Consider the following 12918-nt stretch of genomic DNA (forward strand, 5'->3'; position numbering starts at 1 on the left):
CCCGCACCCTCCTGGTGGAGTGGACCCCACCATCGGACGGGGTGCCTCCGGGATGGTCGCGCGGGCCGCCGCACGGAATCGTGATCTTTCGACGGAACACGATTCCAGGAGGAACCACATGGCACGGACCGCTCCCTCGCGCGCCTCTCTGGTGCTGGTCACCGCAGTCGGGACCGGGGCCCTGCTGGCCCCCGCGGCCGCCGAAGCCGCCCCGCGCCCGGACAGCCCGGTGCAGGCCATCGAGAGCGCCGCGCACCCCCTGCGCGCCACCGGTCCCGGCGGCTCGACGAAGGACCTGCGGCCGCTCGGCCGGATGGTGGGCGACGCCAAGGTGGTCGGCCTCGGCGAAGCCACCCACGGCACGCACGAGTTCTTCACCATGAAGGACCGGCTGTTCCGCTACCTCGTCCAGGAGAAGGGCTTCCGGACCTTCGCCCTGGAGACCGGCTGGAAGACCGGGCTGCGCTTCGACGCCTATGTGCGCGGCGGCCCGGGCGACGTACGCGACCTCGTCCGCCAGGAGCTGTCGAAGGGCCCCTGGTACAACGAGGAGTACATCAAGCTGCTCACCTGGATGCGGCAGTACAACGAGCGGCACCCGGACCGCCAGGTGCGCTTCCTCGGCAACGACCTCAACAACCCGGACATGGGCGTCGAGCTGTACGACGCCGTGACCGACTACGTCCGCCGCCACGAACCCGGCCGGCTCGACCGGATCAAGACCCTGTACGCGCCCTTGCGCGAGGTCACGGACGGCGACGCCCACCTGGCCCTGCCCCAGGCCGAGCGCACCCGGCTCGCGAAGCGGGCGCGGGCGGCGTACGAGCTGGTCAAGGGCATCCAACCGGACCGCAGGGGCACGAAGTTCGCGCTGACCCTGCAGCACGCCCGGTCCGTCATGCAGACCGCGGAGATCTACGCCTTCGACACCGACACGCCCGCCGGGGTCAGCGGGGCGATGCTGTACCGCGACCGGATCATGGCGGCGAACACCGTGTGGTGGCAGCGGCACACCGGCGGCAAGGTGCTCGCGTCGGCACACAACGCCCACATCGGGTACGAGTCGCGGGACCCCAACTACCCGAAGATGCAGGGCGCCTTCCTGCGGGACGCGCTCGGCGCGAAGTACCGCAGCATCGGGTTCACCTTCGACCAGGGCTCGTTCATGGCGACCGGGCCCCAGGACGCGAAGTGGAAGCCCCGGACCGTGGGCGCGGCCACGCCCGGCATGAACGAGCACACCCTCGACAAGGTGTCCTACGACGACTACTACGTGGACACCCGCACCGCGCCCGCGGCCGCCCGCACCTGGCTGGCCAAGCCCCGCCCGACCCGCAGCATCGGCACCGCCTACCCCGACGGTCCGTACAAGATCCGGCTCGGCGCCAACCACGACGTCCTCATCCACCTGCACAAGACCACGGCCGCCCACCGGCCGCGGTAGCCCCCGGCGGTGGCTCGGCCGGTCAACGGCTGAGCCACCACCGCCCGTTGTCCTTCGCCAGGGCGTCCCACAGCAGGTTCAGGGGATGGTGCGCGTCGTACGAGGCCCGGTCGCCGCGCCGGGTGAAGACGCCGACGAGGACCTCGGTGCGCGGCCCGACGTCGCCGACCACGTCGAGGCGGCGCAGGCCACCGGCCTCGGGCAGGCTGCCGGACTCGGCGGCCTCCGCGATGCCGCGGGTGACGAGCATCGCCCCGCTGACCACGCCGGACCGCAGCAGTTCGAAGCCGTAGTGGGCGGCCTCGATCTCGGCGGCGATGGACATCTCCTTGCGGAAGTCGGCGCCGTACCAGGCGGTGAGGAAGCGGGCGATGAGGCCGCCCGCGGACACCACCAGGGGCAGGCCCGGCAGTTCGCTCGCGTCGACCGAGCCGCCGGGCAGCTTGTCCGGCGGCAGGTTCGTGAGGATCGACAGGCCGCTGCGCCGCCACTCCACGATCTCGTACGGCTCCAGCTCCGCCTCCTGGCCCTCCGTCACGACGATGCTGCCGCAGACCAGGTCGAGTTCCTTGGACCGCAGCCTCGCGAAGAGATCGCCGGTGCGGACGTGGGTGACCTTCAGGTCCACGCCGCGGCGTTCGTAGGCGTCGCTGACGCGCTCCACGGCGTCCAGGAGGAAGCCCAGCGTGTAGCGGGTGGAGCCGACCGACAGGGTGCGGCCGAGGCGGCGGCGCGCGTCGTGGATGCCGTCCGACCACGCGGACAGCGTGGAGCGCGCGAGCGCGACCAGATGCTCGCCGGTGGCGGTGAACAGGACGTCCTTCCCGCGGCCCCGTTTGAGCACCAGCGCCTCACCGCACAGCGCTCCGAACGTGCGGTTCATCGTGTCCAGTTGCTTCTGCACGCTGGACTGTTCCCGGCCGAGCTGGCGCGCGGCGGCGAGCGCCGTGCCGGTCTCGTGGACGGCGAGCAGCGTCCGAAGCTGATCCATCGTGGTGTCCAGCAGTTCCGCGGGGTACTGCGTGGGACCGTTTAAGGCCATGCGAACTTACTCTCTCCAACTCCCTTTGAGTTTTACGGCATTGCAGCATAGCCGCCGCGGAAACTGATCCTTCGATCACCCCAGATTATCTGGGGATTTCTTCCAGAAAAAGCTGGCTGTGTTCGTGGTGCCCATGGAATGGTCGAGTCAATCCCACTCGAACCTTCATCTCCCCGAGGAGAGTCGCACCCGTGAGTCAATACCAGGTCGCGCCCGCGCCGGTCGGTCCCCGCCGCGCGGCCCGCGCAAACCGCGCGGTCCGGCGGCCCGGCACCCTGACCACTCTGGTCTGGACCTCTGTCATATCCGCGGTGTCCGCAATCGTCGGCGCGGTGCTTGTCTTCGCCGGCGGCAATGACATGGCCGACGAGAACATCAGGGACGTCATCGACGACCATCCGGACGTCGTCGGACTGCCGTCGAATACGACAGCGGCCGACATCAAGACGCTCTCGGGGCCCATCTGGGACGAGCTCGTCAGCGACCGTGCGGGGGCGCTCGCGGCCCGCGCCGGATTCGCCATTTTCACCGCCGTGTGCCTGCTCGTATTCACGCTCTGCGTACGCAAGAAGGCGGCCACTTGGGCGCGCGTATTCATTACCATTTCGGGCGTCATCGCCTTGTTCCCCCATGTCCTCATCTTGGGTGACTACGAACCCGAATCCGTCATGGCGTTCAGCTTCGTGGCGCTGCTCACGGTGCTCGTGGCCGTCGTGTGCGCCTGGCTCCCGGCCACCAACCGCTACGCCCGCGACCAGAAGGCGCCGCCGCCCGCCGCGATGCCCTACGGAGCCCCCGCCCCTTCCCACGACCGGATGCCCTACTGACCGGGTGCCCTGCTGACGGAACACCCCGCTGACCCACGCGGGAGCCGGTGCCGCCGCCCGGGGGACGGCACCGGCTCCCGCGTGTTTCCCCGTCTTCCCCGGATTCCCCCGTGTTCGCGCGCGACATCTGGCCATGAGCGCCGACCGGCAGGACCATGCGGTCGTGGAGCCCTACTGGGAATTGACCTTCGACGCCGACGGGGACGTCAACGCCAAGCAGCGCGACCGGCTCCTGTCGGGCGCGGACCGCGAACGCGTCACCGACCTGCTGGTGTTCGCGCACGGCTGGAACTGCGACCCGCGGATGGCCCGGCAGTTGTACCGGCGCTTCTTCGCGCCCTTCGAGCAGCTCGCCGGAGCCGGGGTGCGCCTCGGCTACACCGGTGTCCTGTGGCCGTCGATCCGTTTCCCCGACGAGCCGATCCCGGACTTCGAGCCGTCCGCCGGACCGGCCGCGGCCCCGGACCCGCCCGGCGACGCCACCCTCGACGAGGCCACCCGCCGCCTCCTCGCCCGCACCTTCCCCGGCCCCGCCCAGGCGGCCCGGCTCGACCGGCTCGCGGCGCTGCTCCAGGAGCGCGCCGAAGTCCGCTCCCGCCTGGACGAGTTCGCGCGGCTCGTCCGCGATCTGGTGGCGGTGCGCGACACCAGCCCGGCGCACGAGTTCGCCGACGACCTCGGCGCGGGCGAGCCCGCGATGCTCACCGACGACGCCGTCGAGGTCTGCGAGATCTTCCTCGCCATGCTGGAGGACGCCCGCGGACAGCAGTTCCTCGACGGGCTCCGCAAGCGGCTGTGGCGCGGCGCGAAGGAACTGCTGCGGCAGGGCACGTACTACGCGATGAAGCGCCGGGCCGGCGCCATCGGGCAGCTCGGCCTCGGCCCCGCCCTCGGCCTGCTCGCCCGGGACGTGCCGGAGCTGCGCGTCCATCTGATCGGGCACAGCTTCGGGGCCCGTCTGGTGTCGTACGGGCTGCACGGCATGCCCGCCGGGGCACGCTGTGTGAAGTCGGCCACGCTGCTCCAAGGGGCCTTCTCGCACTACGCGTTCAGCCCCCGGCTGCCGCACGACCGCTCGCGCGGCGGGGCGCTGCACGGGGTGGAGCGGCGCGTCGACGGGCCGCTCGTGTGCTGCTACTCGCGCCATGACGACGCGCTCGGCAAGCTCTATCCGCTCGCCTCCAAGCTCGCCGGTGACTCCACCAGCTTCCTCAACCTCTGGGAGCGGTGGGGCGCGCTCGGGTTCGACGGGATCAAGGCCGTCGACGGCGCCAAGCGGGTGGCGCTGGGCGGGACCCTTCCGGCCCGCGGGTGCGTGAGTGTGGACGCGGCGGCCGTGGTGCGGCGGGGCGGCCCGCCCAACGGCGCGCACAGCGACATCTGCCATGCGGAACTGGCACGCGCCGTGTGCGCCGCCGGACGGATCGCCCTCGCCTGAGCCGGGGCCCGGGGTTCACCCCGACAGCCGGAGTGGACCCCGCCCCGCGCCGGTCACCGGTGCCGGGGGAACTCCACCACCTGCTGGTAGGTCGGCCGGTTCTGCCACTGGACGGCGCGGTGCGTGATGCCGCCGACGGCCCGGTGGATCACGGCGTCCGCACACCACTGCTCGCCCGCCTTGCAGCTCGCGTCACCGGGGTAGACCTCTGACGCCGGTTTCGCGACGGCCCGCTCCAGGCTCTTCAGGAGCGCGTCGCGGCACGCGTCGAGCTTGCCGTCGCCGCAGTAGGCCGCCTTCGTCCAGCCCTCGACGGGCTGCCCCAGCACGGTCCGCAGATCCTTGTCGGCATAGCCCCACCAGCCGTACTGGAAGGCCGACCCGGCGTGCGCCCCGGTCGGTCCGTGCCCGGCCGACGGCGCCTCGTCCACGCCGAGTTGCGCGGTCAGGGCGCCGTAGAGGCCGTCCCCGAGGCCGGGCTTGAACACGGCCTCGACGAGCTGCGGCCACCAGGCGTCCATGATCCGTACGGCGTCGGCGTGGGCGTAGGTGTGCGAGCCCTGCGCGGTCTCCTTGCGCTGCGAGCCCGCCTTGCGCCACGCCTCCAGTTGCTGCACGGCCTGGGCGAGCGCCGGGTTGTCGACGGGCTTGCCGCGGACCACCTTCAGGATCTCGGGCAGCACCTGTTCGCCGCGCAGATCGGTGACGGCGGCCTCCGCCATGGCCTGGGTGAGCCCGGCACGGGTGACACCGCCCTCCTCGGTGAGCTTCTTCACCCGGTCGTCGAGCAGGTCGCCGCGGTGCACGGCGCTCATGCCGAAGCCCGCCGAGCTGAAGTCCTTGGCCTGCTTGTTGTTCCAGGAGATGTAGTAGTCCTGGTTGACCGAATGCGGGTGCTCGGCGGGCGGTGTCTGCGCCGAGGTGTTGTTCGCCGGGTCGAAGTCCCGCCACTCGTAGGCCTGTTGGGCCTTCACCGGGAAGGACGGGTCGATGTCGGCGGCGCGCCGGGGGTTGGCGCCGCTGTTGTAGTACGCGATGTCGCGCGAGTCGGCGTAGAACCAGTTGAAGGCGTAGGAGATGTGCTGGGCCGCCTTCTGGAAGGTCGCGGCGTCCTTCACGTACGACGGGTCGTTGAGCATTTGGAAGCCGATGATCGAGTCGGCCTCGTGCCGGTAGGTCGAGCGCAGGGACACATAGGCGACGGGTTTTCCGTCGACCGTGGCGCGGTGCGTGACGATGCCGTAGTTCGTGCGGAAGACCTGCATGCGGTAGGAGCCCGCCGCCGTGGAGTCGGCGACGGTCGGCTTCCAGGCGTTCTTGCGCTCCAGCTTCTCCATCGGGGTGCAGGTGCCGCGGTAGAGGTAGTGGGTCGCGTCCTTGCCGGGCGTGCCGCCGCCGGGCGCGCAGAGTTCGACGGCGTACGTGTCCGTGATGTCCTGGCCCGCGGACGTCGCCGACCACGCGTAGTCCTGGCCCCGGCCGAGCTGGACGTACATGCCGACGCCCGCGAAGGAGACGCCGCGCGCGCTGATGCCGGGGCCCTGGAGTTCCTGCTGCATCAGGAGCTGGGGCGCGAAGTAGCCGGTCTGCGGGCCGAAGACGGCGACGGGGTTGCCGCTCGCGGTGTGCTTGCCGGAGACCAGGAGGGCGTTCGACATGCCCTTGCCGTGGGCGGGGTTGCCGGCCGGGCCGAACAGGTCGGACGGCAGGACGCCCTTGTCGTACATGCCCTGGAGCGGCTTCAGCTTCTTCGGGGCCTTGACCGGGTCCTTCGGCGCCTTCGCCGGGTTCTTCGCCGTGGCCGTGGCGCCGCCCTCGCGGTCGTACACGAGTTGTTCGCGCGCCACGGAGCCCGGGTCGGGCATGGCGGTGCCGCGCGCCTTGTCGGGTTTGCCCGCGTAGGGGAAGCTGCTGCCGTCGTGGATGGTCTGCACGGTCTCGGGGTCGTTGCGGCCGCGGAACTTCTCCCAGACCTCGGTGCCCTTCTCGACGCCGTACTTCTGCTGGGCCGCGAGCAGCGAGAGCGCCGACTCGACCTCTCCCCCGCCGCCGTTGCCGAACAGGCCGCCCACCACGGAGGCGAGCGCGATCATGTCGGTGATCTTGAAGGGCTGGATCTCGCCGACGTTCGTGATCGCGTCGATCTTGCCGGTGAGGACGTACTCGCCCGGGAAGTACCGGCCGTCCTTGGCCTTCACGCGGTACGCGTTGAGCCCGTCGACGTAGGCCTGCGCGTCCTCCATGGCCCGCTGCCCGCGCTCGCCCTGCGTGGAGCGGATGTAGTCGACCTGTCGCTGCAGATCCGCTTCCGTGTACGGGGCCTGCGGCCAGAACTGCTGCTCCAGGCCCTGGTTGGCGGGGGCGCCGCCCGCGAACGGGGTCAGCTCGCCGCGCCCGATGTGCCGGAACAGGTCGATGAGCCACAGCCGGTCCTGCCCGGCGGCGAAGCCCGCGCCGAACTCGGTGCCGTAGCGGGTGGTGCCCTGGATGTGCGGAATGCCGTACTTCTTGTCGCGGGTGATCGTCACGTCGTCCCGCGGCTTGGTGACCGAGGCCACCTGGTCGGGCTCGACGCCGAAGGAGGCGTCGTTGAAGAACTCGGTGAGCTTGCCGTCGGTGAGCGAGGGATAGCCCGCCGCAAGCGCGTCGTAGGGGCCCAACTGGTCGTCGGCGTGCGCGGGCTGGGTGCCGAACACCTGGTGGCTGAGGATCTCGGCGAGGGTCGCGTTGCCGTTCGCGCCGGGCGGCAGGATGTCCGCGCAGCGGTCGCCGCAGTAGTCGGTGACGGGCGCGGGTTCGGCCGCGGCGGCGCCGGGTCCGGGCGCGAGCAGCAGTCCGGCCCCGAGGACAAGGGCCGCTGACATGGTGAGGGTTCTGAGCCGTGCGGTGCGTCGTCGCATAGGTGCTCCTCCAGGTCCTTGGGGTCCTGTGGGTCCTGTGTGGGTCCTGCGGAAGGCCGTCGCGGCGGAGGTTACTGTCGGGTTGCCGAACCTGAAAGATGAACAACCGTCGCCTTTTCACAACCACCACATGGCGCCGCGTCGCCGACCCGTGCCCGACCTGGCCGGATCTTCACAGGCATCACCGCTGACCTGCGGGGAACGCGCTGATGGGAAGCCATCGAAAATCGGATGGCACCAAAACGTGAGTCGATACGTCTACTCGATGCCCCTCGGGTCCGGGGCGATGTCCGACCGGGTCCGGGGTGACGTCCGAGAACGTGTGACGGAGGTGCAGGGCGATGGCCGGATTCCGGAGTCTCGCGAGACAGGTGCGTGATCCGCAGAGCGATCTGGCACTGCGGCGGTACTCACTGCGCAAGTGCCTGGAGAGATTCGCCCCTTACGGTCACCGGGCGACCTGGGACCACCTGTGTGCCCGAGCGGGTTTCGGTCCCGAGGACCGCTCCCCCGACCCGGCGCGCCTGGTGGCGGCGCTCGACGAACTGGAGGCGGCCCGCGCGGTGTGGCTCGCCTACGAGGAAGGCTTCGCGCGCCGCCGGCGCCGGGAGAAGCACGACGGCCTGCGCCGCCCCGGCAGCGTCGACGACTGGCACCGCTGCACCTGGGGCGGCCGCGGGGTCGCCTGGTGCGACGACCCCGGCGTGCACCCGTCCGCGCCGCTCGCCGACGTGCTGCGCAAACTCATCGACGCCCTCGAACGAGACCCCGGCGCCGCCTGCCCCGTGTGCGGCGACACGGCCCTGGAATGGCGCTACGGCCTGGCGCACGAACCGTCGTCGGGCCCCGTCTGCACGAGCTGCGGCATCGTGGTGCCCGCCCCCGTCCTCTCGCCCGAGGCCGTGCGGCACGCCCGGACGCGGTACTCGCGCCCACTCGTCTCCGCCTGAGAGCGGCCCTCAGGGCCTGGCGACGTCCGTGTGGATGGCCAGCTTGAACTCGGCCAGCATCAGCGGCGCGGCGAGCTTCACGTCGCCCGGGCCGCGCGCGGATATCTTCAGGCCCACCGGGGTCCCGGGGTGCACGAACATCTGCCAGGAGTACGAGCGGTACTGCCCGCCGCGGGTGGGGACCGTGTCCGTGGTCGCGGTGGAGTCGTAACCCGTCGACAGGTTCAGCGGATCGCGCACGAACCGCGCGCGGTGCTCCGTCGGCCGGTTGTCCGGCTCCCAGAAGACCATCGCCGACAGCATGCCCCACCCGTCGTGGCTCGGCCAGATCAGGCCCGAGCGGGCATCGGGGAACCTCGACGGCGTGGTGAAGCCGTGCCCCGGATCGTGCATGCGCCAGGGGTCGTACGCCTCCTCGTCCGCGTCGTACGGGAAGCGCACGAGGTGGTACCCGTCGCTGTCGTAGGTGATCCTCTGGCGTCCGCTGCGGGCTGCTTCCCACTTCAACGAACAAATGACGACACTCATGCTGTCCCCCGTGTCGGTGTTGGTGATGGTGTGCGTTCCGGTGCTGGTGAGGGCGTGCTGTGATGGCTCCATGCAGGTATGTCTGAACGGAGCCCGCGGCGCGGACGACGGCGCGGCCGTGCCGCTGTCGCCCGGAGCCCTGGCCCGATCCGCGGCCGAGGCGGTCGCCGCCGGCGCACTCGATGTCCATGTACACCCCAAGACCCCCTGCGGGGAAGACACTTTGGCGCCACGCGCGGTCGCGGCGACGCTGGACGCGCTGCGCGCCGCCGTCGCGGTGCCCGTCGGCGTGACCACCGGCGCCTGGGCCGAGCCGGACCCGGCGGCGCGCGCGGCGCGGGTGCGGACGTGGACCGTGCTGCCCGACCACGCGTCGGTCAACTGGCACGAGCCGGGCGCGGAGGACGTGGCGCGGGCGCTGCTGGAGCGGGGCGTGGGCGTCGAGGCGGGCATCTGGTCCGGCACGGACGGCGCGGAGCGGTTCGCGGCGTCGCCGCTCGGGCCCCGGGTGCTGCGGGTCCTGGCGGAGGTCACCGACCGCGACCCGGCGACGGCCGAGGCGTCGGCGCGGGCGCTGCTCACGGCGATCGGCGGCGCGCACGGGCGCCCGGTGCTCCTGCACGGGGAGGAGGGCGGCACCTGGCCGGTCCTCGCGCTGGCGGGGCGGCTCGGCCTCGGGCGGCGGATCGGCCTGGAGGACACGCTGGTGCTGCCGGGCGGGGAACGGGCGGGTTCCAACGCGGAGTTGGTGGCGGCGGCGCTCAAGAGGTAACGGCGGCGGGGCGGGAGCCACGCGGCCACGCGGGCGGCTCCGGGGCGGTGACCGGCCCGGCCGTCACGGGCGCGGTCAGGTGCGCCGTTCGCCCATCAGCCGGGAGCCGGTGATGCGGTCGCCGAAGACGTCGTCGGGGTTGGACAGGACGCAGGTCTCCAGGGACAGACAGCCGCAGCCGATGCAGTCGGTGAGGTGGTCCCGCAGCCGCCCGAGCTGCCGGATGCGCTCGTCCAGCTCGGAGCGCCAGGTCTCCGACAGCGCCGCCCAGTCCTCGCGGTTGGGCGTGCGGCCCTCGGGCAGCTCGGCGAGGGCCTGGCCGATCGTGGCGAGCGGGATGCCCACGCGCTGCGCGGCCCGGACGAAGGCGACGCGGCGCAGCGTGTCGCGGTGGTAGCGCCGCTGATTGCCCGAGGTGCGCCGACTGCTGATGAGCCCCTTGGACTCGTAGAAGTGCAGGGCGGACACGGCGGCGCCACTGCGCGCGGCGAGCTGTCCGACCGTGAGCTCGTGGATCTTCTCTGGGATCTGGGGCACCCCTCGAAGCCTACTGGCTGGTGCGTTGACAGCGGTCGGGGGCACCCCGCATGCTGAGCAAGCGCTTAGTTCACCTACGTCCGGGAGGCCGGGGACATGGCAGAGCCGAGGATCTTCACGTCAGCCGAGGAGCTGCGCGCCGCGGTCGGCGAACAGCTCGGGCACAGCGACTGGCTGGAGGTCGACCAGAAGCGGATCGACCTGTTCGCGGACGCCACCGGCGACCACCAGTGGATCCACGTGGACCCGGAGCGGGCCGCGACGGGCCCGTTCGGGACGACGATCGCGCACGGCTATCTGACGCTGTCGCTGCTGCCGGTGTTCGTACCGCAGGTGATGCGGGTCGAGGGCATGAAGATGGGCCTCAACTACGGCACGAACAAGGTCCGTTTCCCCGCCCCCGTGCCGGTCGGCTCGCGGCTGCGCGCGAGCGCCGTGCTCACCTCGGTGGAGGAGACCAGGGACGGCGGGGTGCAGCTCACGGCCGCCGTCACGGTGGAGCGCGAGGGCGGCGACAAGCCCGCCTGCGTGGCGGAGTCGGTGTCGCGCTACTACTTCTGAGGCCGCTACCGCTGAGCCCGCTCGGGGGCGGCCCCCACCATCCGCAGCACGAGGTCGGCGTACAGCGCGCCGACCTCGTCCGGCGTCCGGCGCCCCCCGACGTCGAACCAGCGGGCCACGTCGATGCACAGGGAGAGCACGGCGAGCGTGGTGCCGGGCACGTCGGGGACGTCGAACTCGCCCGCCCGCACGCCGTCGTTGATGATCTCCCGGACGGCGGCGTCGGAGAGGCGGCGCAGAGCCACGATCTCGGTGCGGTGCTCGGCGCTGAGCGCGTCGAGTTCGTACTGCACGACCCGCGCGGTGGTGTGGTGCCCGGCGTGCCAGCGGACGAAGGACCGGACGGCGGCGGAGAGGCGGTCGGCCGCGGTGCCCTCGCCGTCGGCGGCGGAGCGCAGGATGGCGAGCGCCTTGTCGTGGCCGAGCCTGCTGATGCGGTGGAGCAGCTCTTCCTTCGTCTTGTAGTGGATGTAGAGCGCGGCGGGGCTCATGCCGGCGCGGCCCGCGATGTCCCGTGTCGTCGTCGCGTGGTAGCCGCGCTCGGCGAAGGCGTCGACGGCGGCGATCAGCAGCCGCCTCGCCGCGTCGGGACTGACCTCGGCCCACGGCTGTTCCTCGCCGAGGGTCTCCTTCGCCGCACCCATGCGCGCTCCTTCCACCGTTCAGGACAGTCACCCTACCCTGAAGGTGAGCAAGCGCTTAGGCAAGTGGGCGGCGCGATGGATCCCGGGGCTCTCAGAACGCGGACACCCCGGTCAGCGCCCGCCCGATGACCAGTTTCTGGATCTGACTGGTGCCTTCGTAGAGGGTCATGACGCGGGCGTCGCGAAGGAGCTTGCCCACCGGGTACTCGTCGATGTACCCGTAGCCGCCGAAGACCTGGAGCGCGTTGTTCGCGGCGCGCACCGCGGCCTCGGAGGCGAACAGCTTGGCCTTGGAGGACTCGGTGGCGAACGGCTGCCCCCGGTCGACGAGGTCGGCGACCCGCCAGGTGAGCAGCCGGGCCGCGTCGACGTCCACGGCGATGTCGCTGATCAGCTCCTGCACGAGCTGGTGCCGGGCGATGCTCTTGCCGAACTGCTCACGCTCGCCCGCGTACGCCACGGCCGCGTCCAGGGCCGCCTGCGCGATCCCCACACACCCCGCGGCCACCGACATCCGCCCCTTGGCCAGGGCCGACATCGCCACCGCGAACCCCTTGCCCTCCGGCGCCAGCATCGCGTCCGCGGGCACCCGTACGTCGTCCAGGACCAGCTCGGCGGTGGCCTGGCCGCGCAGGCCGAGCTTGCCGTGCACGGCGCGGCGGGTCAGGCCGGGGCTGTCGGTGGGCACGAGGAAGGCGGAGACGCCCTTGTGGCCCGGGGTGTCGTTGGTGCGCGCGAAGAGCAGCACCACGTCGGCCCAGGTCCCGTTCGTGATGAACATCTTGGAGCCGTTGACGACGTACGCGTCGCCGTCGCGAACGGCCCGGGTGGCCAGATTTCCCGCGTCGGACCCGGTACCGGGCTCGGTCAGGCCGAAGCACCCCACGTACGCGCCGGACGTGAGCCCCGGCAGCCAGCGCCGCTTCTGCTCCTCGCCGCCCCAGGCCGCGACGGACTTCGCCACCAGGCCGAGCGAGACCGAGACGATCCCGCGCACCGAGGAGTCGCCGCGGCCCAGCTCCTCCGTCACCAGGCAGTACGTCAGATGGTCGCCGCCCGAGCCGCCGTACTCCTCGTCGATGGTCAGGCCCAGGAAGCCGATCTCGCCGAGCCGCCGCACGATCGACTTGTCGACGCTCTCGGCGCGGTCCCAGGCGGTCACGTGCGGAGCGATCTCGCGCTCCACGAAGTCCCGGGCGAGCCGCTTGGCGGCGGCCTGTTCGGCACTGAGCTCCAGATCCATCGCGGCCACCTCACGCTCGGCTCCCACTGTGC

At 71.6% G+C, this 12918-nt stretch carries 12 protein-coding genes; 6 read left to right on the forward strand and 6 right to left on the reverse strand.

All coding sequences use genetic code 11. The features are described from left to right. Positions 1-118 precede the first annotated feature (118 nt). A complete protein-coding gene (locus IE274_RS29765; RefSeq protein ID WP_190119014.1) occupies positions 119-1444 on the forward strand; it encodes an erythromycin esterase family protein in 1326 nt (441 codons plus the stop codon). Positions 1445-1466: 22 nt separating this feature from the next. On the opposite strand, the gene IE274_RS29770 is transcribed toward IE274_RS29765, so the two are convergent. Further along, complete coding sequence (locus IE274_RS29770) at positions 1467-2486, reverse strand: LysR family transcriptional regulator (protein WP_190119015.1); 1020 nt, start codon at positions 2484-2486, stop codon at positions 1467-1469. Positions 2487-2677: 191 nt separating this feature from the next. Between IE274_RS29770 and IE274_RS29775 the strand changes: the two genes are divergently transcribed. Together IE274_RS29775 and IE274_RS29780 are read left to right on the forward strand one after the other, a co-directional pair. After that, positions 2678-3313, forward strand: a complete 636-nt coding sequence (locus IE274_RS29775) for a hypothetical protein (protein WP_229909897.1) — start codon at positions 2678-2680, stop codon at positions 3311-3313. A 133-nt stretch (positions 3314-3446) separates the two neighbouring features. Then, on the forward strand, positions 3447-4751 hold the full coding sequence (locus tag IE274_RS29780; RefSeq protein WP_190119016.1) for a serine-threonine protein kinase: 1305 nt from the start codon (positions 3447-3449) through the stop codon (positions 4749-4751). Positions 4752-4804: 53 nt separating this feature from the next. Here IE274_RS29780 and IE274_RS29785 read toward each other — a convergent pair whose 3' ends face one another. Continuing rightward, on the reverse strand, positions 4805-7651 hold the full coding sequence (locus tag IE274_RS29785) for a penicillin acylase family protein (RefSeq protein WP_190119017.1): 2847 nt from the start codon (positions 7649-7651) through the stop codon (positions 4805-4807). Between the two features lie 341 nt (positions 7652-7992). Between IE274_RS29785 and IE274_RS29790 the strand changes: the two genes are divergently transcribed. After that, positions 7993-8601: a hypothetical protein gene (locus IE274_RS29790; protein WP_190119018.1), complete on the forward strand. Its 609-nt coding sequence runs from the start codon at positions 7993-7995 to the stop codon at positions 8599-8601. Positions 8602-8610: 9 nt separating this feature from the next. On the opposite strand, the gene IE274_RS29795 is transcribed toward IE274_RS29790, so the two are convergent. Beyond that, positions 8611-9129 (reverse strand): hypothetical protein, encoded by a 519-nt coding sequence (locus IE274_RS29795; protein ID WP_190119127.1) that lies wholly within the window; start codon positions 9127-9129, stop codon positions 8611-8613. A gap of 70 nt (positions 9130-9199) precedes the next feature. Between IE274_RS29795 and IE274_RS29800 the strand changes: the two genes are divergently transcribed. Then, complete coding sequence (locus IE274_RS29800; RefSeq protein ID WP_190119019.1) at positions 9200-9901, forward strand: 3-keto-5-aminohexanoate cleavage protein; 702 nt, start codon at positions 9200-9202, stop codon at positions 9899-9901. A 75-nt stretch (positions 9902-9976) separates the two neighbouring features. Here IE274_RS29800 and soxR read toward each other — a convergent pair whose 3' ends face one another. Further along, positions 9977-10438, reverse strand: a complete 462-nt coding sequence (gene soxR / locus IE274_RS29805) for a redox-sensitive transcriptional activator SoxR (protein WP_190119020.1) — start codon at positions 10436-10438, stop codon at positions 9977-9979. A gap of 96 nt (positions 10439-10534) precedes the next feature. Between soxR and IE274_RS29810 the strand changes: the two genes are divergently transcribed. Next, positions 10535-10999 carry a MaoC family dehydratase gene (locus IE274_RS29810; protein ID WP_190119021.1) on the forward strand — a complete coding sequence of 155 codons (465 nt, stop codon included), beginning with the start codon at positions 10535-10537 and terminating at the stop codon, positions 10997-10999. 5 nt (positions 11000-11004) lie between these two features. On the opposite strand, the gene IE274_RS29815 is transcribed toward IE274_RS29810, so the two are convergent. Both IE274_RS29815 and IE274_RS29820 read right to left on the reverse strand, forming a co-directional pair. Next, positions 11005-11643: a TetR/AcrR family transcriptional regulator gene (locus IE274_RS29815; protein ID WP_190119022.1), complete on the reverse strand. Its 639-nt coding sequence runs from the start codon at positions 11641-11643 to the stop codon at positions 11005-11007. 91 nt (positions 11644-11734) lie between these two features. After that, positions 11735-12886, reverse strand: coding sequence for an acyl-CoA dehydrogenase family protein (locus tag IE274_RS29820; protein ID WP_190119023.1), 1152 nt, complete (start codon positions 12884-12886; stop codon positions 11735-11737). Positions 12887-12918: the final 32 nt, after the last annotated feature.

Source organism: Streptomyces flavofungini (genome assembly GCF_014650815.1).
Classification (GTDB): Bacteria; Actinomycetota; Actinomycetes; order Streptomycetales; family Streptomycetaceae; genus Streptomyces; species Streptomyces flavofungini.